Source organism: Brevundimonas sp. (assembly GCF_035627475.1).
Classification (GTDB): Bacteria; Pseudomonadota; Alphaproteobacteria; order Caulobacterales; family Caulobacteraceae; genus Brevundimonas.
Genome location: NZ_DASPLR010000058.1, coordinates 15469 through 40928, shown reverse-complemented (window position 1 = coordinate 40928; position 25460 = coordinate 15469). Strand labels below are relative to the sequence as shown.

Genomic DNA, 25460 nt, shown 5'->3' with positions numbered 1-25460 from the left:
CCGACCCAAGCCTACACCTGCTTCGAACTCGCCGCCGTGGCCGGCGGGCCGCAGTGCGAACTGCCCGCCAACCAGAACAGCCTCGCCGTGATCGGCGGCTGGGCCCGCCAGTCCGGCGTGACCTGCGAGATCGACCAGGCGGCGGCCGTCGGCCGGAGTGTGGACGGCAATCTCATCTACGAGGTCGGGTGTGCCGACGCTGATGGCTATTGGCTGGAACGGGCCAGCGACGGCTGGAGGCTGCAGACCTGTCAGGTGATCGTCTCGGCAGGCGAAACCTGCCGCTTCTCTGAAAATCGCGGATAGGGTTTCCGCTTCGAAACCAGGCGGAGCGCCCCGGGACCCAAGTCCCGGGGCGCTTTTCGTGAGCCTCGACGCCTTCATCCATTCGTGATCGACGCCTGGGCCTGATCCCGCCGAATGCATATCCAGGGCGCGTTGGCGACTGTCGCCTTGACCCCGCCACAAGCGGCCGCCAAGGAATCCCATCGACGATTTCCCTTCCCGGAGTTTTCCCGTGTTCCACAAGAAGTTGCTCGCGCTGATCGGCGGCGCGATGGCGCTGGCGCTGCTTTCGACCCAGCCCGTGATGGCCCAGGAGACCCCGTCCGATGGGGGTCGCACCGAGTCAGACCGCGCGAGCGGCGCGATCCGCGGCGAACGTGTTCTGCCCGGCCGCATCGGCGGCGATCGCAGCCGCAACAGCCGGCGGGACCGCAGGGAGCAGGAGCAGGAACGTCCCGCCGCCCCGACGCCCGAAGAGAACAAGGCCGCGGCCCAGGCTCTCCTGACGGCCGCTGGCGTCAATTGCCAGGTCAGCGAGGCCGCCGTCCTCGGCGTGACCGCCGAGCAGCACACGACCTATGAGGCCACCTGCGCCAGCGGGCCGGGCTATCTGGCCGTCGGGTCCACTCCGCCGCAGACCTTCAACTGCCTGGAACTGGCGGGACAGGCTGAAACCAACCGCCTGCGCGATCCGGCCGCCGACGTCGGCCAGCAGTGCACCCTGCCGGCCAACCAGAACATTGTGCCGATCATCGCCGCCTATGCGCGCGAGGCCGGCATCGATTGCACGGTTGACCGGGGCGCCGCGATCGGCCGCCTCGAAGGCCGCCTCGTCTATGAGGTGGGCTGCACGGATGCCGACGGCTACCAGATCGAACAAGCGCCCACCGGATGGGTCAAGAACCCGTGCTGGGCGCGGACGCTCGACAACGCCGCCTGCCGTTACACGACGCCCGAGGAAAACCTGAAGGCCTGGAAAGCCGTCCTCGCCGGCACCGAAGCCGCGACCTGCGATGTTCAGCAGGCCCGCAAGGTGGGCATCGATGCCCAAGGCCTGCAGGTCTACGAAGTGAAATGCGGAGCCGGCGACGGCTATTTCGCCCGCATCGGCGAGACCTTCACCGCCCAGCGCGTCCACGCCTGCGCGACCGCGGCCCACATCGCGGGCGGCTGCACCCTGACCACCGCGGCCCCGGCAGCGGCGGCGACCGAGCAGTAGCGCCGGCTCTTTCATCGAACGAGCGACGCCCCGGGACATTCCCGGGGCGTTTTCGTTTGGGCGATCGGCGCTTCACAGAGGCCCCCGACGCGCCGTAATCATGCACGATGCGCATCGCCACCTGGAACGTGAACTCGGTCAATGCCCGCCTGCCCACAGTGCTGGCATGGCTGGAGGCGGCCATGCCGGACGTGGCCTGCCTGCAGGAAATCAAATGCGTCGACGAGAAATTCCCCCGCGAGGCCTTCGAGAGCCTGGGCTATAACGTCGAGACGCACGGGCAGAAGAGCTACAACGGGGTCGCCATCCTCTCGAAGCATCCGCTGTCGGACGTTCGGCGGGGCCTGCCGGGCGTGGACGGCTCCGGCTACGAGGCGGACGCGGAACAGTCCCGCTATATTGAGGCCGTGGTGGAGGCGGCGCGTCCCGTGCGGGTCGGCTGCATCTATCTGCCCAACGGCAATCCGCTCGGAACCGAGAAATTCGCCTACAAACTGGCCTGGCTCGAGCGGCTGCACGCCCACGCGCGGGACCTGCTGGCGCTTGAGGAGCCGTTCACCCTGTGCGGGGACTATAACGTCATTCCCACGCCCGAAGATGCGAGGAACCCGGCCGCATGGACCGGGGACGCCCTGTTCCAGCCCGAGAGCCGGGCCGCCTTCCGGGCGCTACGCCATCTCGGCCTGGCCGACGCCGGCGACCTGGGCGGTCAGCCGCCCGGGACCTACACCTTCTGGGACTATCAGGCCGGCGCGTGGCAGCGCGACCATGGCATCCGCATCGACTTCCACCTGCTGTCGCCGCAGGCGGCCGACCGCTTCCGGTCGATCGAGACCCATCGAGACGCCCGCGACATGGACAAGCCCTCAGACCACGTCCCGGTCGTGATCGAACTGGAAGACTAGGCATGGCCGAGGCGCTCCGGGTCATCCTGCTCGTGGCGCTGGCGGCGGCGGCGCTGACCACCGCCGCCCTCGTGCTGGCTTGGTGGATGGAGCCGGTGCGCCGTATGCGCCGGGCCCTGCTGCGGTCGCTGGGCGCAACCCCAGAGGCCGAAGCCCTGTCGCCCGCGGAAGGGCGCGCCGCCGGACTCGATTTCGACGGCGCCCAGGTGGCGGTGCTGTGGAATCGCGGGGCCGCCGGGCTGGTCTACGCCTTCGAGGAGATCGACGGCGGCGAGATCATCGTCGATGGACATGTCGTCGCCCGCGTCCGGCGCGGCGAAACCCGCAAGTCGCTCGACATACTCGCCCCTGATGCAGAGCAGGTGGTGCTGCGGTTGATGTTCGGCGACGCGCGCCACCCGGAGTTCGAACTGGCCCTGTGGGACGCCACCCTGCCGGTGCAGACCAGTTCGCCGGGCGAGGCCCTGCGCCTGGGCCGCCGCTGGCTGTCACACCTCGAGGCGCTGCTGAAGGGCTGACACCCGCGCGGGCGGAGATCGCCCTTCCGCCTCCGGCGCCGGAACGCTAGAAGCCCCCATCCCTTTGTGACCGAGTAACCCGGAGCGCCCCCGTGGCCCGTCTGTTCGACGCCTACATCATCGCCGACTGGACGGCCGCCGAGGGCAAGAAGCTGGGCGACCAGTCCGTCTGGATCGGCGTGGCCAAGCGCGACGTCCGCTTCCGCCTGTACACCGAGACGCACAACGTCGCGACGCGGGCCGAGGGCGAGAAGCTGCTCGCGACCCTGCTGGCCGATCACCGCAAGCGCGGCGACCGGGTGCTGGTCGGGTTCGACTTCAACTTCGGCTATCCGGCGGGCACGGCGGAACGGCTGAATCTGAGCGGCGCGCCGTGGCAGGCGATGTGGAAATTCATCGCCGCCAACGTGGTCGACAAGCCGGACAACACCAACAACCGCTACCAGGTGGCGGCCAAGATCAACCGGTTGATGACCGACGAGGCCTGGCCGATGTGGGGCGCGCCGGCCAAGCAGGCCCAGCGCTGGCTGACCACGACCAAGCCTCCGGCGGGCGCCGGCGCGGACATCCCAGAGTTCCGCGCCACCGAGGACGCCGTCCGCAAGGGCCGGCTGCAGCCCAAGAGCGTCTGGCAGATGCACGGCGCGGGCGCGGTCGGCGGCCAGACGCTCGTGGGCATTCCGGCCGTGCGCCGCCTGCTGGAGAGCCTCGGGCCGTCCGGCGCGGTGTGGCCGTTCGGGACCGGCTGGCGCGCACTTGAGCCGGCCGATGTCGAGCCGTTGTCGGCCCTGGTGGTCGAGGTCTGGCCCTCGATGTTCGACGGCAAGCCCAATCCGGGCGAGTTCAAGGACCAGGCCCAGGTTCGCGCGACCGCCGAAGCCCTGGCCAAAATGGACGAGGCCGGCGACCTCTCGAAGGCATTCGCCCCGCCGAAGGGCGCGGACGAGGCGCTGATCGCCCGGGTCGAACAGGAAGAAGGCTGGATTCTGGGGGCCTGACGGTCTAGCCGATCAGGGCCCGGGCCGCCGCGCGGGCCTCGTCGGTGATCATGGCGCCGGACAGCATCCGCGCGATCTCTTCCCGCCGGGCGGCGGCGTCCAGAGTGTCAACGGTAGTGGTGGTCTGCCCGGCGTGATCGGCCTTGCGGACCTTCCAGTGGGCGTGGCCGCGTGCGGCGACCTGAGGACTGTGGGTCACGACGAGAACCTGGGCGCCATGCGAGAGGCGCTGCAGACGCGTGCCGACCGCCTCGGCCACCGCTCCGCCGACGCCCTGATCGACCTCGTCGAAGATCATCACCGGCTGGCGCTGGTCCTCCCGACCGGCCAGCGCCGCCTTCATGGCCAGGGCGAAGCGGGCCAGCTCTCCGCCCGAAGCGATGGCGTCGAGCGGGCCGAAGTCGGCGCCGGCGTTGGTGGCGATCTCGAAGCGCACCGTCTCGACCCCCAGGGCCCCTCGCCGTCCCTCCGGCACGGGCTCGAATGCGACCCGGAAGCGAGCCCGGTCCAGCTTCAGAGGCCCAAGCTCGCCCATGACCGCCGAGGTCAGCCGGTCCGCGGCCGCTTCGCGGGCGGAGGTCAACAGCATGGCGGCGACATCATAGGCTTCGCGGGCGAGGGAGGCGGCCCGTTCCGCGGCGGTGATGGCCTCCGCCCCATCCTCGATCAGCCGGAGCTGCTCGCGGAAACGCCCGCGCAGGACCGGCAGCATCTCGACCGAGGTGCTCAGCTTGCGGGCGGCGGCGCGCAGGGCGAACAGCCGCTCCTCGGTCTTGTCGAGGCGGCCCGGCTCGAAGTCGAAGGCGTTGGCGGCCGCGTCGACGCAGGCGATGGCCTCCTCCGCCTCCACGAGGGTGCGGTCGATGGCCTCCGCGGCGGCGGAGAGCTTCTGCACAAGGGGATGCTCGGGGTCGGTGCCTGCCTGCCCGGCACGCTGACGCGCATGCTCGACGGCGCGCAGGGCCGCGGCGAGGTTGCGCGACAGCTTGTCCCCGCCAAGCGACGCCCTGGCGTCGGCAAGGTCGGCGATGGCCTTTTCCGCCGCGCCCAGAAGGGCCCGCTCTCCCGCCAGTTCCGTCTCTTCGTCGGCGCGCGGGTCGAGGGCGTCGAGGTCGGCGAGGTTCTGCTCCAGTTCCTCGCGATGGGCGGCGGCGTCGGCAGCGGCGGTCTTCAGGTCGGCCACGGCGCGCTCGGCAGCCTTCAGCCGATCGGCGGCCGCGGCGACGCCCGAAAGCTGCGGCTGCAGGCCGCCGTAGTTGTCGAGCAGGGCGCGGTGAGTCTTCCAGTCCAGCAGGCCGACAGTCTCGTGCTGGCCGTGGACCTCAACGAGGGCCTGACCGATCTCGCGCAGGGCGGCGACGCCGGCCGGCTGATCGTTGACGAAGGCCCGGCTGCGGCCGTCGGCGGCCAGGGTCCGGCGCAGGATCAGTTCCTCGCCTGCGACGACTTCGAAGCCGCGCTCGGTGATCATCGCGATCAGGGCCGGATCGTCAGGGGCGGTGAAGACAGCGGTGGCGGACGCCTGTTTCGCGCCGTTGCGAACCAGACCGGCATCGGCGCGGGCGCCGAGCGCCAGGCCGAGGGCGTCGAGAATGATCGACTTGCCCGCTCCGGTTTCGCCGGTCAGCACCGTCAGGCCACTCTCGACCTCGAGGTCGAGGGCGTCCACCAGCACGATGTCGCGGATGGAGAGGGCGGTCAGCATATGGGCGCGGTCGTCCGGGTCTGATTCGCCATGGTTCGTCAGTCTAGCGGCGAACGCCGGTTATGGCCGCCCCTTGCGACAGAATCGGACGTCAGCCCGGGATGATGCGCCGCAGCCAGCTTTCGCGCCGTCCCTCCGGAGCCACGTCCGGACGCTGACCCTCCTCGCTGAGCAAGGCGTAGGCCTCGGCGTACCAGGGGCTGCCCGGATAGTTGTGGCCAAGCACCGAGCCGTTGCGGACAGCCTCTTCCTTGAGACCGAGCTGCAGGTTGACCTCGACCAGCCGGAACAGGGCCTCCGGCGTGTGCGAGGTGCGCTGGTAGGCTTCGTTGTCGATCACGGCCTTGTAGCGGTTCATGGCCGCCAGCGGCTGCCCGGCGCGCTGGTAGTACCGGCCGATGGACATCTCCTTGCCGGCGAGCTGATCGTTGACCATGTCGATCTTGACCGTCGCGTCGATGGCGTAGGAGGTCCCCGGATAACGGCGGGCCACGTCGCGCAGGCCGTCCAGCGCCGCCTGGGCGTAACCCTGGTCGCGGCCCACGTCGGTGATCTGTTCGAAATTGCACAAGGCCTTCATGTAGAAGGCGTAAGGCGCGCTGGGATTGCCCGGGAACAGCTGGATGAACCGGTCCGCCGCCGCGATCGCCTCCGCGTAGTCGTTGCCGCGATAGTAGGCGTAAATCTGCATCAGGATGGCGCGGCGCGACCACTCCGAATAGGGGTGCTGGCGCTCGACCTCCTGGAAATAATCGATCGCGTCGCTCCAACGCCGGCTCTGCAGGCGCTGATAGCCAGTGTTGTAGAGCGCCTCGACCGGACGCTCCTCATAGGCAAGGCGCGGACGGTTGCCGCGGCCCGAGCAGGCCGAAATCGTCAGGGCCGACACGGCCACGGCCGACAGGATCAGGCCGGTGCGGAACTTGGAAGCAGGCAAGGACGACCTCAACATAACGGGCCGGCGGGCATCGACCCGTCGGCGCCCCCGAAAACGAGACGCGATCTCTACACCAGCGAACAACCCCGCGCCAATGCGGGAAGAAGTCGGCCAAAAAGAACTCTCGGCGCTTGTGGCTGAGCCGTCCCCTGATATGTAGCGCGCCAACGCGACGGCGGCATTCTGAGCCGGGCGATGACGGCGAAAGGATGACCGGACATGAAGCTGCTCTCTGGCAACTCCAACCGGACGCTCTCCCAGGCCATCGCGGCGCACCTCGACATGCCGCTGACCAAGGCCGACGTGAAGCGATTCGCCGACAACGAGGTCTTTGCCGTCATCGAGGAGAACGTCCGCGGCGAGGATGTTTTCGTCATCCAGTCGACAAGCTACCCGGCCAACGACAACCTGATGGAGCTGCTGATCATCACCGACGCCCTGGTGCGGGCCTCGGCACGACGGATCACGGCGGTAATGCCGTATTTCGGCTACGCCCGGCAGGACCGGAAGACTGGTGGCCGGACGCCGATCTCGGCCAAGCTGGTAGCCAACCTGATCACCCGCGCCGGGGCCGACCGCGTCCTGACGATGGATCTGCACGCCGGCCAGATCCAGGGCTTCTTCGACATTCCCACCGACAATCTGCTGGCTACACCCGTGCTGGCCCAGGACATCAAGGAACATTACCATCGGGGCGACGACCTGATGATCGTGTCTCCGGACGTCGGCGGCGTCGTCCGGGCGCGTTCTCTCGCCAAGCGCCTGGATGCGGACCTCGCCATCGTCGACAAACGACGCCCCAAGGCGGGCGAGAGCGAGGTCATGAACATCATCGGCGACGTCGAGGGCCGACGCTGCATCCTGTTCGACGACATCGTCGATTCCGGCGGTACGCTGGTGAACGCCGCCCAGGCCCTGATGGACAAGGGCGCCACGGAGGTCTCGGCCTATATCAGCCATGGCGTTCTTTCGGGTCCGGCCGTGCAGCGGATCACCGACGGCCCCCTGAAGGAACTGGTCATCACCGACTCCATCGAGTCGCCCCACGAGGTCGTCGACTGCAAGAAGATCCGCCGCGTTTCGGTGGCGCCGCTGATCGGCGAGGCCATCCGGCGCATCGCCAACGAGGAATCCGTCTCGAAGCTGTTCGACTAAGGTTCAACGGAACCCTATCGGCGCCCGCCCCATTTGCGCCCTCAGATTGGGCGTTGCTGGACGCCGGTAATCCGAGGAGTCCTGATGCGTCCGGTCCTTACGCGCCGCAGCCGTTACATCGCCGCCCTCGCCGCCGCCGGGATCCTGGCGGGTTGCGCGTCCGACGCCCCCACCCGGGCGGAGATCGAGGCCGCCCAGATCGCGGCGGAAGCCGCCGCGATCGCCGCGCGAACGCCGCCGGCGATCCGGATGAACCAGAGCGTCGCCGACGCGGCGGCTGTCTACATGGCGTTCAGCCGGGACATGGCCGCGCTCGAAGGCGGCTTCACCAGTCCCGAACAGATTCAGGCGGCGCTACGACGCGGCGCGGCCTACGATCCCGAGCAGATTTCGCGCGGCCTGGTCGCCTATGCTTCGATCCTCGCCCTGCAGTCGCCCGAGTTCGTCTCCGGCGTGCGCGGGCTCGCCGACGATCAGGTGACGCGGGAACGGATCGTGGCCCGCATCGTGGCCGACCCCGGCTACGCCTCGACGCTGCCGGGGGCGGAGGCCGCTGCGGGCCTCGTCATGGCCACGCTGTCAGCCGACATCAACGCGCTGGGGCGCGCCGCGAACTCCATCGAGAACGACGCCTACGCCATTCAGGCGCGGTACGATCCCCGCCGGGCATGGGGCGTGGCTGAGGTCGTCGATCGCGAAGGACGTCTGGAAGCCGCCAAGGCCCGCTCGGCCCAGACATTCCGCCCGGCGGCCGAAGAGGCCTCGCGACTGTTTGCGGCCGCCCACAGCGGCGGCGGCGCCCTGCCCGTCAGCGGAGCGCCCCGCAACCCGCCCTATCCCCCGGCTGTCGTCAACGCTCTGGCGCTCGCGGCGCTCGCCGCCCTCGGCTACGCCGGGGAGAACGCCCGCGCCAATACCGACGCCCTCCAGTTCGACCGGGTCAGCCAAGGCTGCCTCGCCATGTCGAAGCTGAACCTTTTCCAGTGCCTGGCCGCCTCACGTCCCAACTACGAAGACATGTTCTGCCTCGGCCGCCACATCGTTCGCGATCTGGCCACCTGCTCGCGCGGCGCGGCCATGCCAGCGCCGATCGTCACCGTGTCGGACGTCAGGCCCGCCGACCCGCCGGCCCCGGCGGCCGAGCCCATCGTCATCCGGCCGGTCCCGCCGCCGGCCCCTGCGCGGCCGATCACAATTTCGCCAGTTCCGACGCCCGCCGCGCCCCCACGCCCGGCCCCGTCGCTGACGGAACGGCTGAATACCCAGCCCGTACGCCCTTCCGGGGACTAGAGACGCATATCGCCGCACGCTCCAGCCAAGCTGGCATTAACCCTCGGAGAACCACTTTGGCCGCGTTATAAGGGTTTCCAGGTCCGGTGTCCGAAGGTGGCGCCGTGTGTCCAGGGTGGGGATCTCGTATGCTTGAGGCTCGTTTTCGCCGCGGCCTGTCGCTGGCCGCCATTGCCGCGATGGCCGTTCTGGCGGCTTGCGCCACTCCGGAGCCGGAACCCGAACCGGCGCCGCCGCCTCCGCCGCCGCCTCCCGCAGTCAGCCTGAACGAGGGCGTGGCGCAGGCCGCGTCCATCTATGTCGCCTTCATGCGCGACGCGGCCACGATCGAGGCCGGCTTCCCGACCGCCGAGTCGATCCAGGCCGCGATCCGCAAGGGCGCATCGTACGAGCCGGCCCAGCTGTCGCGGGGGATGATCGCCTATGGCTCGATCCTGGCCCTGCAGTCGCCCGAGTTCGTCCAGGGCGTGCGGACCTACGCCGTCGATCCGACCGTCCGGCAGGAGATGGTCGCCCGCATCATCGCCGATCCCGCCTACGCCGCCACCCTGCCCGGCGCCGACGCCGCGGCCGGCCTGATCATCGAAGCCATCGGGCGGGACTCCGCCACGATGCTGGCCATCGCCGACGCGGTCGAGGAGGACGCCTATACCATTCAGGGCCGGTCGGACCCGCGTCGGCGCTGGGCCACGGTCCATATCGCCGACCGCGACACCCGCCTGCAGGGCGCCAAGGCGCTGTCGGCGGTTCAGATGCTGCCATCCGCCGATGAGTCTGCCCGGCTGTTCGCCGCCGCCAACAGCGGCTCGGGCCTGACCGTGACGCCAGCCCGATCGGGACCGCCCTATACGCCGGCGGTGGTGCGCTCGCTGGCGCTTGCGGCCCTCGCGGCGCTCGGCGCCGGGGGCGAGGACGCCCGCGCCAATACCGAAGCCCTCACGGTCGAGCAGAACAGCGAGTTCTGCCTCAACATGTCCAAGCTGATGCTGTTCCAGTGCCTGGCCGCCTCGCGTCCCAGCTACGAGGACATCTTCTGCATCGGCCGGCACGTGGCGCGGGATCTGGCGACCTGCACGGCGCAGAACATCAAGCCGGCGCCGATCGCCGCTCCGACGACCGAGGTGGCCGGCTCCGAGCCTGCCGTAGTCCAGACCCCCGTCGCCGCCGGGGCGGTCGCCGCCGGCGCGGCCGCCGCCTCGGCCTCGGCCACGGCGACCCTGAACAGCGACGGCTGAGCCCGCGGCGCGTTCCGTGCGCCCGGACGGTTGCGTCACCGGGCGTCTGCGTGTAATAGCCCGCCCTCTTGAATTCGAGGGTTCGAGGACCCCGTCGCGCGGGCGATTGCGTCAGCGCGGCGTTTCTGTTTGTTGAGGCGAGCCAGATGGCCGAGATCATTCTGAACGTTGATGTCCGTGACGGCGTCGGCACCGGCGGCGCCCGCGCCGCGCGTCGCGCGGGCATGGTCCCGGGCGTCCTGTACGGCGGCGACAAGGCCCCGGTGGCGATCTCGGTGAACGAGCGCGACTTCCGCAAGTCGCTCTACACCGGCAAGCTGCTCGGTCACCTGGTGACGCTGAAGTACGGCGACGAGACCCAGCCGGTCATCGCCCGCGACGTCCAATTCGACCCCGTGTCGGATCGTCCGCTGCACTTCGACCTGATGCGGGTCGACGAGAAGCAGACCATCAAGATCGAAATCCCGGTCCACTTCATCAACCAGGACCAGTGCGAAGCCTTCCGTCAGGGCGGCTCGCTGGAAGTCGTGCGTCACTCGGTCGAGGTGAAGGTCCGCGCCGACCACATCCCCGAAGACCTGATCGTCGATCTGGCCGGTCACAAGCTGGGCGACACCATCCGCTGGACCGACCTGAAGGGCACGGCCGACGTCGAGCCGACCATCACCGACCGTGACTTCGTGATCGCCTCGATCAAGACCTCTTCGGCCGCCATCTCGGCCGCCGCGGACGAAGCGCACGACGCCGAAGTGGCCGAAGCCGCCGCCGAGGTCGAGGCGACCGAACAGGCCGCCGCCGAAGACGCCGCCGCGGAAGACACCGCCGAGGGCTGATCCTCTCGCGACAAGCTGCTACTGGAACGGCCCCATCCGGAGACGGACGGGGCCGTTTCCTTATCCGGAACCCGCCATGATCATCATCGCCGGCCTCGGCAATCCGGGACCGAAATACCAGGGCAACCGCCACAACATCGGCTTCATGGCCGCCGACGAGATCGCCCGACGGTGGTCTTTCGGGCCGGAGCGCGCCAAATTCCAGTCGGTCATCCGCGAGGGCGAGGTGGAGACGGCGTCCGGCCGCACCCGCGTCCTGCTGATGAAACCGCAGACCTACATGAACGAGAGCGGGCGGGCCGTGGCCGAGGCCGCGCGGTTCTACAAGGTGAAGCCTTCCGAAGTCATCGTCTTCCACGACGAGATCGATCTGGCCCCCGGCCGCTTCCGCATGAAGGCGGGCGGCGGTGCGGCCGGACAGAACGGCGTCCGTTCCCTGATCAGCCAGCTGGGCCCCGATTTCCGCCGCGCACGCATGGGGATAGGGCATCCCGGCGAGCCGCAGCTGGTCCACGGCTATGTGCTCAGCGACTTCCACAAGGCCGACCAGCCGTGGCTCGAAGCCATGCTGTCCGCCGCCGCCGACGCCCTGCCCTTCGCGCTGGTCGGCGACGACGACCGCTACCAGGCGGAGGTCATGCGCCTTGCTCCGGCTCCGAAATTCAGTCCCCGCCAGGCGGCGCGCGGCGAAGGCTGAGCGCGCGACAGGACGCCGTCTTGCAGCCGCCCGGCGCCGACGTTAGACCCCCGCCATCCCTCAGAAGGCGTTCCAGATGGCCCGTGCCCCACTTCTCCTGGCCCTGATCGCCTTCGCCGGCGGCCTGGCTGCCTGCACAGCCGGCGACAAGGAAGCCGGCGGCAGGTCCGGCGCCGTCGAGATCTCGGGCGCCCTGTGCCGGCCGACCCCCGTCGGCCGCAGGACCACCGGCTGTTATCTGACCCTCACCGCCAGCACCGACGACCGGCTTCTGACCGTCGCCAGCCCTGTCGCGGGACGCGCCCAGATCCATGAGAGCCGCATGGAGAGCAATATGATGATGATGCGCGAGCTGGAGGGCGGCCTGCCTCTCCCGGCCGGCCAGGCCGTCGAGCTGAAGCCGGGCGGCAACCACATCATGCTGCTGGGCGTCGCCGAACCGCTCAAGGCGGGGGACACGGTTCCCCTCACCCTGACCTTCGCCTCCGCCGCTCCCGTCGAGGTGACCGCCGCCGTCGGGCAGCCCGCGACAAGCGACTCCGGCCACGCCACGCACTGAGCCGGCGCCTGAGCCTGACAAACCGGCCGCGACCCGCTAAAGGCTCGCGCTCACCAAGGAAAACCCAGCCCCCATGGCTCTGAAAGTCGCGATCGTCGGCCTGCCCAACGTCGGCAAGTCCACCCTGTTCAACGCCCTCACGAAGACGGCGGCGGCCCAGGCGGCCAACTATCCCTTCTGCACCATCGAGCCGAATACCGGCGACGTGGCCGTGCCCGAGCCGCGGCTCGAGGTGCTGGCCTCCATCGCCGGCTCGAAGGAGATCATCCCCTCGCGGATCACCTTCGTCGACATCGCCGGCCTGGTGCGCGGCGCGTCGAAGGGCGAGGGCCTCGGCAACCAATTCCTCGCCAACATCCGCGACTGCGACGCCGTGGCCTTCGTGGCGCGCTGCTTCGTCGACGACGACATCACCCATGTCGAGAACCGCATCGACCCGATCTCGGACCTCGAAATCATCGAGACCGAGCTGATGCTCGCCGACCTGGAAAGCCTCGAGAAGCGGGTGGTCAACGTCGAGAAGAAGGCCAAGGGCGGCGACAAGGAAGCCCAGCAGACGCTGCGTCTCATCAACATGGCGCTGACGCCGCTGCGCGCCGGCAAGCCCGCCCGTGTGGTCCAGGTCGACAAGGAGGACGAGAAGGCGTGGCATATGCTGCAGCTGCTGACGTCTCTCCCCGCCCTCTATGTCGCCAACGTCGACGAGGGGTCAGCGGACAAGGGCAATGAACTGTCGGACCTGGTGGCGAAGCGCGCGGCCGCCGACAACGCCAAGGCGGTGGTGATCTCGGCGAAGATCGATTCCGAACTGGCCGTTCTCGAGCCGGAGGAGCAGGCCGAGTTCCTGGAGAGCATGGGGCTGGAGGAGCCGGGCCTGAACCGGCTGATCCGCGAGGCCTACGCCCTGCTGGGTCTGCAGACCTATTTCACGGTCGGGCCCAAGGAGGCCCGCGCCTGGACCATCCCCATCGGAGCGACGGCGCCGCAGGCGGCGGGGGTGATCCACACCGACTTCGAGAAGGGCTTCATCCGGGCGGAGACCATCGCCTATCCCGACTTCGTCGCCCTCAAGGGCGAGCAGGGCGCCAGGGAGGCCGGCAAGATGCGGGCTGAAGGCAAGAGCTACGTCGTCAAGGACGGCGACGTGATGCATTTCCTCTTCAACGGCTGATCCTAGCCGGCGGAAGTTTCCTCCAGCGTGGTGCATTTCGTCAGGGTGACCACCGCGTTGTCGCGGTTCAGCCAGGTCAGACGCATCGTCTGCTCCGAAACGGCCATCCGCACCCGCTCTGTGGAAACGGCGCCCTCGGCGGCGCAGGTCAGGGCGGCCTCATAGCCATCGGCGACCTGGTCGACGGAGCCGATGGCGCAGCTGTTCTCATAGCCTTCGAAGCGGGTGGTGGTGATCTCGATGGGGCGTTGCGGTCCGGTCGTGTTCGGACACCAGGACACGTCGGCCGCCCAGCGGCCAACGAAGCTGCGCGGTCCGGTGCCGGGCAGAATGGAGCCGGCTCCCGGCGGTGGCGCCGCCGGCGGCGCGGCAGCCCCGGGCGTCTCGATGGGCTCGGCGGGGTCTGTCGGCGGATTGGCTTCGCCGGGGCCGCAGGCGGCGACGGCGAAGGCGGCGATCAGGCTGAGACGGCTGAGGGTCATGGCGCCAGAACGCGGCTGTGAGCGGTGGGCTCCGCGATTCTCGCCCCGATCACGAATTCGCGGTCACGCTTGCATCCCCCGCCAGTATTTGCGACCCGTTCTTCTGTGTCGAGAACAAGGGGGTGTCCCGAATGACTCAGAACACCAATCCGTGGGCAACGCAGATCGATCCGCTGGCGCAGGACATAGCCGCGGTGCTCAAGCGCATGGGCGGTTCCGCTCACCAGAAGGACGTCGTCCAGTGCGTCTGCGCGATGAAGCGACAGCGCGGCGAGACCGTGGCCCAGGACCTGGCCAACCGGATCGTCGAGGTGTTCGAGCGATATCGCGACCTGTTCTTCAAGCCGTTCGGCGAAGGCTCGATGCGGTGGGCGCTGCAGCCCGGCGTGGCCTGAACGGCCTCCATCGACGGGAAAGGCCCGCGGCGATCGCCGCGGGCCTTCGTCGTTCCGGAACCTAGAAGCGGCGCACAAAGCTGAGGCCGTAGGTGTCGATCTCACCGCCCTGGTCGTCGGTGAAGTCGCGGCGCGTCCAGTCGGCGCGGAGGCCGTTCTGGCCATCGAAGAAGTAGTTGGCGCCTGCGCCGTAGTTCAGGCTCTCGCCGTCTTCGCTGGCGGTGACCCCGGCGACGTCGGCCTTGATCGAGGTGGTGCCGTAACCGACGCGGCCGAACAGCTCGAAGTTCTCGCTGACCGGCACCGAGCCCACGGCGTAGAGGGCGGCGTCGTATTCATGCTCCACCGTGCCGTCGACGCCGCCGATGGTGACGTCCTCGTCCTTGACGCCGAACGAGGCCTCGCCCTCGACGCCGATATAGCGCGACAGCTTGGCGCCGACCCGACCGGTGATCGCGCCGAGGCTCTCATCGCCGCTGTCGAGGTGGGTGTAGCCGACCGAGCCGGTCCATTGCGGGTCGGAGAAGCTCTGGGCCATCGCCGGAGCGGCGAAGAGAGTAAGAGCGGCGGTCGCGAGAAGTACGTTACGCATTGTTTCTGTATCCTCTAGATGTGGTCACTTCTGCGGTGACCAGCCCCATCCAGCGGAGACACAAATGGGCGGTGGTGGAAGGCGTTCCAGTACCACCAGACGACTGCCGCATGACTGTGCACGACATGACACAGACAACGATACGCCAAAGGTGACCTTATCGTGTTCTTATTCTGGCGATCCGACTCCTAGCGGTCCTTCTCCCGCTCCGTGCCAGCCTTCTCATGCAGGGCGGCCTGGGCGGCGGCGAGGCGGGCGATCGGGACCCGGTAGGGCGAGCAGCTGACGTAGCTGAGGCCGACGTGCTCGCAGAAGGCGATCGAGGCGGGATCGCCGCCATGCTCGCCGCAGATACCCATCTTGATGTCGGGACGCGCCGCGCCGCCGCGTTCGGCGGCGATGCGGATCAGGTCGCCGACGCCCTCCTGGTCGAGGCGGACGAAGGGGTCGGTCTCGAAGATGCCCTTGTCCATATAGGCCTGGAGGAAGCGGCCGGAGTCGTCGCGGCTGATGCCGAAGGTGGTCTGGGTCAGGTCGTTGGTGCCGAAGGAGAAGAACTCGGCGTATTCGGCCAGGTCGCCGGCGCGCAGGGCCGCGCGCGGCAGCTCGATCATGGTGCCGACCAGATAGTCGACCCGGTCGCCGGCCTCGGCGAACACGGCCCCGGCTGTGCGGTCGGTGAGCTCGCGCAGGTATTTCATCTCCAGGCCGAGCGCGACCAGCGGGTGCATGATCTCGGGGATCGGGGCCTCGGCCGCGGTCTTCTTCACCTCCAGCGCCGCCTCAAGAATGGCGCGCACCTGCATCTCGTAGATCTCGGGGTAGGCGACGCCGAGACGGCAGCCGCGGTGGCCGAGCATGGGGTTGGTCTCGTGCAGTTCCCTGGCCCGGCGCTTCAGCTTGGCGGCGTCGAGGCCCTGGGTCGCCGCCAGCGCATCGATCTCCGCCTCGCTGTGCGGAATAAACTCATGCAGCGGCGGGTCGAGCAGGCGGACGGTGACGGGAAGGCCCGCCATGATCTCGAACAGCTGCACGAAGTCGGCCTTCTGGAACGGCGCGATCTTCGCCAGCGCCGCGCGGCGCCCGGCCTCGTCGTCGGCGAGGATCATCTCGCGCACGGCGGCGATGCGGGCGTCGTCGAAGAACATGTGCTCGGTGCGGCACAGGCCGATGCCCTCGGCCCCGAAGCCGCGGGCCGTCTTCGCATCGAGCGGCGTCTCGGCGTTGGCGCGGACCTTGAGCCGGCGAACCTTGTCGGCCCAGGCCATCAGGGTCTGGAAGTCACCGGTCAGCTCGGGCTCGATCATCGGCACGGCGCCGTCCAGCACCTCGCCCTTCGAGCCGTCGATGGTGATGACCTCGCCCGCCCTGAAGGTGCGGCCGCGGGCGGTGAAGGTCCCTGCCCGCGCGTCGATCTGGATCTCGCCCGCGCCGGAGACGCAGGGCCGTCCCATGCCGCGGGCGACCACCGCCGCGTGGCTGGTCATGCCGCCGCGGGCGGTGACGATGCCGCGCGCCGCGTGCATGCCGTGGATGTCCTCGGGGCTGGTCTCCTCGCGCACCAGGATGACGGCGTCGCCCAGCTGGGACAGGCGCTCGGCCTCGTCGGCGTCGAACACCACCTTGCCGGTCGCGGCGCCCGGGGACGCCGGGAGGCCGGCGGCGACGACCTTGCGCTCAGCCTTCGGGTCCAGGGTCGGGTGCAGCAGCTGGTCGAGCGCCGAGGGTTCGACCCTGCCGATGGCCTCCTCTTCCGAGATGACTCCCTCGGCCGCCAGATCGACCGCGACCTTGAGCGCGGCCTTGGCGGTGCGCTTGCCATTGCGGGTCTGCAGCATCCACAGCCGGCCCTGCTCGACGGTGAATTCGATGTCCTGCATGTCGCGGTAGTGGCTTTCCAGCCGTCCGACGACGTCGACGAACTGCGCGAACACCTCGGGCATGGCCTCTTCCATCGAGGGGGCGGTCTCGCCCATCTCCTCGCGGCCGGCCTTCGTCAGCGACTGTGGCGTGCGGATGCCGGCGACGACATCCTCTCCCTGGGCGTTGATCAGGAATTCGCCGTACAGCTTCGCCTCGCCGGTCGACGGATTGCGGGTGAAGGCCACGCCGGTGGCCGAGGTGTCGCCCATGTTGCCGAAGACCATGGACTGCACATTCACAGCCGTGCCCCAGCTTTCGGGGATGTCGTGCATGCGCCGATAGAATTTGGCCCGGTCGTTCATCCAGCTGGCGAAGACGGCCGAGACGGCGCCCCATAGCTGGTCGTTCGGATCCTGGGGGAAGGCGTGGCCGAGATTGTCCTCGACCACCCGCTTGTAGTCGGCGACCACCTTCTCCCAGTCCGAGGCGGACAGGTCGGTGTCGATGGTGACGCCCAGACGATCCTTGTGATCGTCCAGCACCTCCTCGAAGTCGTCGTGGGAGAGGCCCAGCACGACGTTGGAGTACATGGTGATGAAGCGGCGGTAGCTGTCGAAGGCGAAGCGGCGGTCGCCGCTGAGGGCCGCCAGCCCCTCCACGGTTTCGTCGTTGAGGCCGAGGTTGAGGACGGTGTCCATCATGCCGGGCATGGAGGCGCGGGCGCCCGAGCGGACCGAGACCAGCAGCGGGTTCTTCGGATCGCCGAAGGTCTTGCCGACGACGGCCTCGACCTTCTTCAGGCCGGCGGCGACCTGGCCGGCGAGGTCGGCGGGATAGCTCTGCCCGTTGGAGTAATAGTGGACGCAGGCTTCGGTGGTGATGGTGAAGCCCGGCGGCACCGGCAGGCCCAGCGACGACATCTCGGCCAGGTTCGCGCCCTTGCCGCCAAGAAGGTTCTTCATCGACGCGTCGCCGTCGGCGGAGCCGCCGCCGAAGCCGTACACCCACTGAGTCATTCACCAGCCCCTGAGCCGTTGTCCGTCGCGGGGGACTCGCATCCCCTCGCGGTGCAGGCCCCGCTTACCGCGCCGGAGGCGGCAAGGCGAGGCTGAGGGTGTAACAAAACGTGAGCGGCTGTGACGGTTCCGGCCTGACCGACCCTGTCATTCGAAAATCGCGAAACCCTGTCATTCCGACACTCCCGCACCCTCGTCTCCTCCCTTTCTTCGGACGCTGCTCGCGCGTGGAGGGCCGCGATCGGCCCTCTGCAAGGACGTCCGTTCCTGTTGCCCAATGAAAGCACGCGCCGACGTCAGAAGCGGACGCAGGCCCCCACACCGGGCAATTCGCCGATACTCGCCAAGGTACGGGATGGCAGGGAATGGCGCGGAATGGCCGGGATGGCAGGGTACCGGATGGCAGGGTCGGTTCGTGGTGGTCCGCTATCAGGTCGCTTGACCCGAGGATCAGACCGTCCGGTGCACCGTGGTCGGATTGCGGTCGCGATTGCGTGGCCGTCTTCCTCGCACACCCCGGCCCCGCATCTGATCCCCGGGTCAGGCCAGAGGATGACGGGGGAGCTAGATCGGTCGGGCCGCGGGACGGGCGCCGACGCCCGGACGGTCGCGGTCCACCGGCTCGTCGTCGAGCCGCGCCGGCGGGGCGAGGTCGGCGTCGGGTGAAAGGAAGGATCGGCGCGAGGGCGCGGACGCGGGCGCGCGGCTGCGCAGCAGGCGGACGAATTCGGCGAAATCGCCGATCTGCTCATTGTAGAAGGCGGCCTTTTCCACCGGGCCCATGTGGCCGGCGTCGTCGACCCGGACCAGCCGGCCCTGGGGCAGCGCGCTCGCGATCGTCTCGCCGGCGTGATCCCTGGTGATCAGGTCGCGGCCGCCGACGAAGACCAGGGCCGGGACATCGATCCGCGGCAGGCGGTCGGTCACGGACCAGTGCATCATGGCGACATTGCCGCGCGCCTGCACCGCCGGCGAGTTCTTGGTCGGCAGGCGGGCCGTGCGCTCGAGCTGCTCGCGCGTCGGGCGGGTCCCGAAACCGGCGAGCCGCGCGGCGAGGTGGGTCGAGCCGCTGAGGTACGCCTGCCAGTTCATCACCCACAGCGCCGGCGACAGGACCATGTCGAGCCTGGAGGCGAGTTCGATCATCGGCTGCAGCGGCCTGAACACCCGCGAGAAGACCATGGTCTCCAGCGGATTGGTATGGGTGGTGTTCTCCAGCACGATGGCGGCGACGCGCCGGTTCAGCAGCTCGGGGTGACGGGCGCAGAAGGTCTGCACGGTCATGCCCCCGATGCTGTGGCCGACGAGGATGACCGGCCGGTCCCCCGGCAGGCTGTCGATCACCGCGTGCAGGTCCTCGGCGAAACCCTCGATCGAATAGCCCGCGGTCGGCCGGCCCGAGCGGCCCAGGCCCGGCAGATCCCAGAAGACGAGGCCGAAGCGGGAGCCGAGATCGGCTCGCGCCTCGGCCCAGATCCGCGCCGAAAGGCCCCAGCCGTGGGTGAAGACGAGGATCGGCCCGGTGGCGGCGCCCTCCATTTCTACATGCAGGACGGCCCCGTCAGCACCGGGGATATTCACGCTGTCGGCCCGGCGAGCGAGCGCGGTGCTCTTGCCATGACCCAGCAGCATCAGCATCGGGAAGCGGCCGAACAGACCGAAGACCATCAGGCCGGCGCCCCACCACAGGCCCGCGCTGGAGGGCTCGGCATAACCGAGCGTCCCGGCCAGATGATCGGCGTCATACCAGCGCCACAGCAGCCATGCGGCGACAGCGAAGACCGCCACCGACGCGATTGCGAACAGGCGCTGGAGAAAGGCGAACAGGATCATCGGGCTACTTTCGGGGAGGCGCCAGCCCAACACCGGCGGACCTATGTTCGTTCCGTGAAATTCGCCGGGCTAACCCGCCCTTAACCGCGATGATTCACCACTCGCTCTCCAAGCTGTACGGGGCCGAGTGATATGTCCGGGTTGAAGACCGATGTCGTTCTGAGGGGCGACTGCATCGAGGTGCTGAAGGGATTGCCCGACGCCTCCGTCGACATGGTCTTTGCCGACCCGCCCTATAATCTGCAGCTGGGCGGCGACCTGCTGCGGCCCGACAACAGCCTGGTCGACGCGGTCGACGACGACTGGGACAAGTTCGACAGCTTCGCAGCCTACGACGCCTTCACCCGCGCCTGGCTGACCGAATGCCGCCGGGTGCTGAAGCCGGAGGGCTCAATCTGGGTGATCGGCAGCTATCACAATGTCTTCCGGCTGGGCTCGGCGATCCAGGATCTCGGCTTCTGGGTGCTGAACGACATCATCTGGCGCAAGTCGAACCCGATGCCGAACTTCAAGGGCACGCGGTTCACCAACGCCCACGAGACGCTGATCTGGGCGGCCCGGTCGCGCGAACAGAAGCGCTACACGTTCAACTACGACGCCCTGAAGGCCTTCAACGAAGACACCCAGATGCGTTCGGACTGGACCTTCGCCCTGTGCACCGGCGAGGAGCGGATCAAGGACGCCGACGGCAAGAAGGCCCATCCGACGCAGAAGCCGGAAGCGCTGCTGCACCGGGTGCTGCTGGCGGCGACCCGGCCCGGGGACGTGGTGCTGGACCCCTTCTTCGGCACCGGCACGACGGGCGCGGCGGCGAAGCGGCTGGGCCGCCACTTCATCGGCATCGAGCGCGACGAGGGCTATGCCAGGGTGGCCGAGAAACGGATCAAGGCGGTGATCCCGGCGGCGCCCGAGGACCTGGCCGTGATGGGGTCGAAACGGGCCGAGCCGAAGGTGCCGTTCGGCGCCCTGGTGGAAGCCGGCCTTCTGCGGCCCGGCGACCGGCTGTATTGCCCCAAGGGCGAGCGCGAAGCGCGGGTCCGGGCCGACGGCTCCCTGGTGTCGGGATCGCTGAGCGGCTCGATCCACAAGCTGGGCGCCCTGTTCGAGAACGCCCCGGCCTGCAACGGCTGGACCTACTGGCGATTCAAGTCCGACCAGGGCCTGCGGTCGATCGATACGCTGCGGGCCGAGGTTCGCGCCGGGATGCAGTGACGGCGCGTTCGCGGTAGCGCTGCAAGGCCCGGTGGGGCAGCGGAAATTCGCCAGTTGGCGAGGAACCCTTCGCAGGTGCGAAGGTTAAATCCCGAGTCTGATTTCCGACATTGAGAGCGCGCCATGAAGATCGCCCAGGTCACGCCTCTTTATGAGGCGGTCCCTCCCAAATTGTACGGCGGCACGGAGCGGGTCGTCGCACACCTGACCGACGCGCTGGTGGATCTGGGCCATGAGGTGACCCTGTTCGCGGCCGCCGACGCGGAGACCCGGGCGCGGCTTGTTCCGGTGCGGGACCAGGCCATCCGGCTGGACCCCAGCCCGCTCAAGTCGGACCTGGCGGCGCACATGAGCCAGTTGTCCGAGGTGCTGAAGCGCGTCGACGATTTCGACGTGATCCACTTCCACACCGACATGATCCATTTCCCCTTCTTCGCCCGCCACGCCGACAAGACGATCACGACCCTGCACGGACGGCTGGACCTGAAGGACCTGCCCGGCGTCTATGAGCGGTGGGGCGAGTTCGGGCTGGTGTCGATCTCGGACGACCAGCGCCGCCCCCTGCCGCTGGCCAATTGGAAGGCCACGGTCCACCACGGCATGCCCGGCGACCTGTACAAATTCTCGGAAGCGCCCGGCGGCTATCTGGCCTTCCTGGGCCGCATCTCGCCGGAGAAGCGCCCCGACCGCGCCATCGAGATCGCCACCAGGCTGAACAAGCCGCTGAAGATGGCGGCCAAGGTCGATCCCGCGGACAAGGTCTATTGGGAGACGGTGATCCGGCCGATGGTCGAGGGCAATCCGCTGGTCGAGTTCGTCGGCGAGATCGGCGATCACCAGAAGTCGGCCTTCCTCGGGGGGGCCGAGGCGCTGCTGTTCCCGATCGACTGGCCCGAGCCGTTCGGCCTGGTGATGATCGAGGCGATGGCCTGCGGCACGCCGGTGGTGGCCTTCCGCTGCGGTTCCGTGCCGGAGATCGTCGAGGACGGGGCCACCGGCTATCTGGTCGACACGCTCGAGCAGGCGGTCGCCGCCGCCGGGCGGGCCCACCTGCTGGACCGGGAGGCGATCCGCGCCCGGTTCGAACTGCGCTTCTCGGCCACGGCCATGGCCCGGCGCTATCTGGACGTCTATGGCGACCTGCTGGCCCGCCGGCCCTTCGCCGAGGAGCCGCTGGCGGACGTGGTGACGCCGCTGCGCCCGGCCGAAGACCGCAGCTTCGCCAGCGTGGGCTGACGACGATGGCCTGAACCTCCGGCGGTCTTGTCCATTAGCGTACCATTGCCGTCATCAAGGGTCCGCATTCCGCCACCACGCTGGCAGGCCCCGCCGCAACCGCTTCGAGCTTCCGCATGGATGACGCCTATACAGTCCAGGTCACCGCCGCCGAGTCGCAGGACGCGGACGGCCTCGAACAGCTGATGGCGCTGAAGGACGCCGACACCTTCGCGGTGGCGGACCTCTGGGGCGACATGAAGGGCGGGGCCGACGGCCTGTTCGACAGCGACACCCGGCTGCTGTCGCGCTTCGTGATGACGGCCGGGCTGGCGCGGCCGTCGCGGCTGAGTTCCGGCATCAGCCAGGACAACGTCTTCTTCACCGCCCATTCGACCAACCGGCCGCTGCCGCCGATGGGCGGGCGCTCGGCCCCGGCGGGGGTGCTGCATATCGAGCGGCGGCGCTTCATCCGCGACCGGCGGATGTTCGAGCGGGTGCGGATCGTCAATCACGGCGTCGAGGACGTGCTGCTGCCGCTGGCCTTCGACTTCGCCGCCGACTTCGCCGACATCTTCCAGGTGCGCGGTTCGCCAAGGGCGAAGCGGGGGTCGCAGGAGACGCCGGCGGTGGACGGGCGCCGTGTGACGTTCCGCTACCTCGGCGTCGACGGGGTGCGGCGGAGCAGCTGCCTGGCCTTTTCGGAGCCGCCCGCCCGGCTGACCGCCTCGCGCGCCGAGTTCATGTTCAGCCTACCGAAGGGACGGCGCGTCGACCTCTATATCGAGTGCGGCGCCGGGGCCTGCGACGCCCCGGACGAGGCGCGGTTCAGGCTGCATGCGGTGCAGGCGCGGGTCCAGATGCGCGTCCGGCGGCGGCGGGGAGCCTCGATCCGGGGGCCGCGCAACCCGCGCTTCAACGACTGGCTGGACCAGAGCCGGGCCGACGTGGCCCTGCTGACCACCGACCTGCCGACCGGACCCTATCCCTACGCCGGGGTGCCGTGGTTCTCGACGCCGTTCGGGCGCGACGGGATCATCACCGCCTGGCAGATGCTGTGGATCGATCCCAGCCTGGCCAAGGGGGTGCTGACCTATCTGGCCATGCGGCAGGCGACCGACTTCTCGGCCTTCCAGGACTCCGCGCCGGGCAAGATCATGCACGAGACGCGCGGCGGGGAGATGAGCGCGCTCGGCGAGGTGCCGTTCGGGCTCTACTACGGCGGCGTCGACACCACCTGCCTGTTCGTGGCCCTGGCCGGGGCCTATCTGAAGCGGACCGGCGACGTCGCGACGATCCGGGCCCTGTGGCCCAACCTCATCGCCGCCACGGGCTGGATGAAGGACCACGGCGACGTCAACGGCGACGGCCTGATCAGCTACCAGCGCGCCGCCGAGACGGGGCTGTCGAACCAGGGCTGGAAGGACTCCGAGGACTCGATCTTCCACCGCGACGGGCGTTTCCCGAAGGGGCCCATCGCCCTGCTGGAGGTGCAGGGCTACGCCTACGCCGCCTGGCAGGCCATGGCCGACATGGCCCGGACCATCGGCGATCAGCGACAGCCCGAATGGGCCGCCCGGGCCGGCGCCGTGCGGGCGCTGGTCGAGGCGCGGTTCTGGATGGAGGACGAGCAGTTCTACGCCATCGCCCTGGACGGCGACGGGGAGCAGTGCCGCTCGATCGGATCGAACGCGGGGCACCTGCTGTTCACCGGTCTGCCGTCGCCGGAACGGGCCCGGCTGGTGACGAAGCGGATGCTGGGAGCCGAGTTCCGTTCCGGCTGGGGCGTACGGACGCTGGCCACGGGGCAGGCGCGTTTCAATCCGATGAGCTATCACAACGGCTCGGTCTGGCCCCACGACACGGCCATGGCGGCGGCGGGCATGGCGCAGTACGGCGAGCGCCGGGCCGTGGCCCTGCTGCTGGGCGAGATCTATGCGGCGGCGACCCATTTCCACCTGCGCCTGCCTGAGCTGTTCTGCGGCTTCGAGCGCATCCCGGGCGAGCCGCCGATCGCCTATCCGGTGGCCTGCCTGCCGCAGGCTTGGGCGGCGGGCTCGGTCTTCCTGATGCTGCAGGCGGCTCTGGGCGTCAGCATCGACGCTATCGAGGGCGTGGTGGAGATCGACAAGCCGCTGCTGCCCTCGGGCATCGACCGGTTGAACATCACCCGGCTGCAGGTCGGCGAGGGCGAGGTCGACCTGACCTTCCAGCAGATGGGAGCCCACACGGTGGTCATGCCGCGCCGGACCGTCGGGCGGCTGTCGGTGCGGACGCTGGGCTAGGCGAGGCCCCGCTCCAGCGCCTTGCGGAAGACGGTCGGCAGGGCGGCCAGGGCCTCGTCCACCGGCGTCCAGACGAAATCACCGGTCCCCTCGCCTGCCCGTACCTCCAGCGTCAGGGCGAAGTGGGTGAAGACATGGTCGATGGCGCCGGCGACGCGCCAGTCCGCGGGCGCCGGCGGCGCGGCCTCGACGGGCGCGGCCGACCAGTCAGAGGTCGGCAGGCCCATCATGCCGCCGAGCAGGCCCCTGTCCGGTCGCCGGACGAGGGCGACGCGGCCCCGGTCGTCCCGCAGAACCCAGACGACCCCGTGACGGCGGGGGCGGTCGGCCTTCTTCGTCTTCAGGGGCCAGCAGCCGGGCTGGCCTGACTGGAAGGCGGCGCACCAGGCGGTCAGCGGGCAGCGGTCGCACAAGGGATTGCCGGGACGGCAGACCGTGGCCCCCAGGTCCATCAGGGCCTGGGCCCAGTCGCCCGGCCGGTGATCGGCCACAAGGACGCCAGCCAGCCGCTTCAGCTCTGGCCTGGCGGCGGGCAGCGGCGTCTCGACCGCGAACAAGCGGGCCATGATCCGCTCGACGTTGCCGTCGACGACATTGGCCGGGCGACCGAAGGCGATGGCGGCGACGGCGGCGGCGGTATAGGCGCCGACCCCGGGCAGGGCGAGCAAACCCGCCTCCGTGTCCGGGAAGACGCCGCCATGCCCGCCGGCGACGGCGCGAGCGCAGGCCAGCAGGTTGCGGGCGCGGGCGTAGTAGCCCAGCCCGGCCCAGGCGGCCATGACGTCGGCGTCAGGAGCCGCGGCCAGATCCGACACCGTCGGCCAGCGACGGGTGAAGGCTTCGAAATAAGGCGTCGCATGCGGCGTGGTGGTCTGCTGCAGCATGATCTCCGACAGCCAGACGCGGTAGGGATCGGGGCGCGCCTCGTCCGCGGCCGGGCGCCAGGCGAGCCTCCGCCGGTGGATATCGTACCAGTCCAGCAGGGCCGCGCGCAGATCGGGCGCCCCATCGGGCAGCTGGAAGGGGACTTGAACCGGGACGGCGGACATTCCCCGCGCTA

Annotated in this window: 22 protein-coding genes and 1 pseudogene; 16 read left to right on the top strand and 7 right to left on the bottom strand. The window is 69.2% G+C overall.

Features of this window, described 5'->3' with window-relative positions; all coding sequences use genetic code 11:
- The 5 genes and pseudogenes from VEA62_RS15165 to VEA62_RS15145 all read left to right on the top strand — a co-directional run.
- A pseudogene (locus VEA62_RS15165) lies at nucleotides 1–306 on the top strand (hypothetical protein); the annotation flags it as partial.
- Nucleotides 307–517: 211 nt separating this feature from the next.
- Complete coding sequence (locus VEA62_RS15160) at nucleotides 518–1504, top strand: hypothetical protein (protein WP_324823347.1); 987 nt, start codon at nucleotides 518–520, stop codon at nucleotides 1502–1504.
- 107 nt (nucleotides 1505–1611) lie between these two features.
- Nucleotides 1612–2409 carry an exodeoxyribonuclease III gene (locus VEA62_RS15155; protein ID WP_324823345.1) on the top strand — a complete coding sequence of 266 codons (798 nt, stop codon included), beginning with the start codon at nucleotides 1612–1614 and terminating at the stop codon, nucleotides 2407–2409.
- A gap of 2 nt (nucleotides 2410–2411) precedes the next feature.
- Entirely contained in the window at nucleotides 2412–2927 is a 516-nt protein-coding gene (locus tag VEA62_RS15150) for a hypothetical protein (protein WP_324823343.1), read from the top strand.
- A 92-nt stretch (nucleotides 2928–3019) separates the two neighbouring features.
- The gene (locus tag VEA62_RS15145; protein WP_324823341.1) at nucleotides 3020–3925 is read left to right on the top strand and encodes a cobalamin biosynthesis protein CbiG; all 906 of its coding nucleotides are present in this window, start codon (nucleotides 3020–3022) and stop codon (nucleotides 3923–3925) included.
- 4 nt (nucleotides 3926–3929) lie between these two features.
- On the opposite strand, the gene recN is transcribed toward VEA62_RS15145, so the two are convergent.
- Nucleotides 3930–5630 carry a DNA repair protein RecN gene (gene recN, locus VEA62_RS15140; RefSeq protein WP_324823339.1) on the bottom strand — a complete coding sequence of 567 codons (1701 nt, stop codon included), beginning with the start codon at nucleotides 5628–5630 and terminating at the stop codon, nucleotides 3930–3932.
- A gap of 91 nt (nucleotides 5631–5721) precedes the next feature.
- The gene (locus tag VEA62_RS15135) at nucleotides 5722–6582 is read right to left on the bottom strand and encodes an outer membrane protein assembly factor BamD (RefSeq protein WP_324823337.1); all 861 of its coding nucleotides are present in this window, start codon (nucleotides 6580–6582) and stop codon (nucleotides 5722–5724) included.
- Nucleotides 6583–6786: 204 nt separating this feature from the next.
- Between VEA62_RS15135 and VEA62_RS15130 the strand changes: the two genes are divergently transcribed.
- From VEA62_RS15130 to ychF, 7 genes are all read left to right on the top strand, one after another.
- Nucleotides 6787–7722 (top strand): ribose-phosphate pyrophosphokinase, encoded by a 936-nt coding sequence (locus VEA62_RS15130; RefSeq protein WP_324823336.1) that lies wholly within the window; start codon nucleotides 6787–6789, stop codon nucleotides 7720–7722.
- An 84-nt stretch (nucleotides 7723–7806) separates the two neighbouring features.
- Entirely contained in the window at nucleotides 7807–9012 is a 1206-nt protein-coding gene (locus VEA62_RS15125) for a hypothetical protein (RefSeq protein ID WP_324823334.1), read from the top strand.
- Between the two features lie 128 nt (nucleotides 9013–9140).
- A complete protein-coding gene (locus VEA62_RS15120) occupies nucleotides 9141–10247 on the top strand; it encodes a hypothetical protein (protein ID WP_324823331.1) in 1107 nt (368 codons plus the stop codon).
- A 146-nt stretch (nucleotides 10248–10393) separates the two neighbouring features.
- Entirely contained in the window at nucleotides 10394–11080 is a 687-nt protein-coding gene (locus VEA62_RS15115; protein ID WP_324823329.1) for a 50S ribosomal protein L25/general stress protein Ctc, read from the top strand.
- Between the two features lie 76 nt (nucleotides 11081–11156).
- Nucleotides 11157–11777 (top strand): aminoacyl-tRNA hydrolase, encoded by a 621-nt coding sequence (gene pth, locus VEA62_RS15110; RefSeq protein WP_324823327.1) that lies wholly within the window; start codon nucleotides 11157–11159, stop codon nucleotides 11775–11777.
- 76 nt (nucleotides 11778–11853) lie between these two features.
- The gene (locus VEA62_RS15105) at nucleotides 11854–12336 is read left to right on the top strand and encodes a copper chaperone PCu(A)C (RefSeq protein ID WP_324823326.1); all 483 of its coding nucleotides are present in this window, start codon (nucleotides 11854–11856) and stop codon (nucleotides 12334–12336) included.
- 73 nt (nucleotides 12337–12409) lie between these two features.
- Complete coding sequence (gene ychF / locus VEA62_RS15100; RefSeq protein WP_324823324.1) at nucleotides 12410–13507, top strand: redox-regulated ATPase YchF; 1098 nt, start codon at nucleotides 12410–12412, stop codon at nucleotides 13505–13507.
- 2 nt (nucleotides 13508–13509) lie between these two features.
- Here ychF and VEA62_RS15095 read toward each other — a convergent pair whose 3' ends face one another.
- On the bottom strand, nucleotides 13510–13989 hold the full coding sequence (locus tag VEA62_RS15095; RefSeq protein ID WP_324823322.1) for a hypothetical protein: 480 nt from the start codon (nucleotides 13987–13989) through the stop codon (nucleotides 13510–13512).
- A gap of 131 nt (nucleotides 13990–14120) precedes the next feature.
- Here VEA62_RS15095 and VEA62_RS15090 point away from each other — a divergent pair, with 131 nt between their 5' ends.
- Complete coding sequence (locus VEA62_RS15090) at nucleotides 14121–14384, top strand: hypothetical protein (RefSeq protein WP_324823320.1); 264 nt, start codon at nucleotides 14121–14123, stop codon at nucleotides 14382–14384.
- Between the two features lie 61 nt (nucleotides 14385–14445).
- Here the strand turns inward: VEA62_RS15090 and VEA62_RS15085 are convergent, their stop codons facing one another.
- From VEA62_RS15085 to VEA62_RS15075, 3 genes are all read right to left on the bottom strand, one after another.
- Nucleotides 14446–14976: a porin family protein gene (locus VEA62_RS15085; protein ID WP_324823318.1), complete on the bottom strand. Its 531-nt coding sequence runs from the start codon at nucleotides 14974–14976 to the stop codon at nucleotides 14446–14448.
- A gap of 188 nt (nucleotides 14977–15164) precedes the next feature.
- On the bottom strand, nucleotides 15165–17855 hold the full coding sequence (gene ppdK / locus VEA62_RS15080; RefSeq protein ID WP_324823316.1) for a pyruvate, phosphate dikinase: 2691 nt from the start codon (nucleotides 17853–17855) through the stop codon (nucleotides 15165–15167).
- Nucleotides 17856–18419: 564 nt separating this feature from the next.
- On the bottom strand, nucleotides 18420–19688 hold the full coding sequence (locus VEA62_RS15075; RefSeq protein ID WP_324823314.1) for an alpha/beta hydrolase: 1269 nt from the start codon (nucleotides 19686–19688) through the stop codon (nucleotides 18420–18422).
- 132 nt (nucleotides 19689–19820) lie between these two features.
- On the opposite strand from VEA62_RS15075, the gene VEA62_RS15070 reads away from it, so the two are divergent.
- From VEA62_RS15070 to VEA62_RS15060, 3 genes are all read left to right on the top strand, one after another.
- On the top strand, nucleotides 19821–20900 hold the full coding sequence (locus tag VEA62_RS15070) for a site-specific DNA-methyltransferase (RefSeq protein ID WP_324823312.1): 1080 nt from the start codon (nucleotides 19821–19823) through the stop codon (nucleotides 20898–20900).
- A gap of 123 nt (nucleotides 20901–21023) precedes the next feature.
- Nucleotides 21024–22136, top strand: coding sequence for a glycosyltransferase family 4 protein (locus VEA62_RS15065; RefSeq protein WP_324823310.1), 1113 nt, complete (start codon nucleotides 21024–21026; stop codon nucleotides 22134–22136).
- A gap of 116 nt (nucleotides 22137–22252) precedes the next feature.
- Entirely contained in the window at nucleotides 22253–24400 is a 2148-nt protein-coding gene (locus VEA62_RS15060; protein ID WP_324823307.1) for a glycogen debranching N-terminal domain-containing protein, read from the top strand.
- Here the strand turns inward: VEA62_RS15060 and VEA62_RS15055 are convergent.
- Nucleotides 24397–25449 (bottom strand): A/G-specific adenine glycosylase, encoded by a 1053-nt coding sequence (locus VEA62_RS15055; protein ID WP_324823305.1) that lies wholly within the window; start codon nucleotides 25447–25449, stop codon nucleotides 24397–24399. The two genes, VEA62_RS15060 and VEA62_RS15055, sit on opposite strands and share 4 nt — an antisense overlap.
- Between the last annotated feature and the right edge of the window lie 11 nt (nucleotides 25450–25460).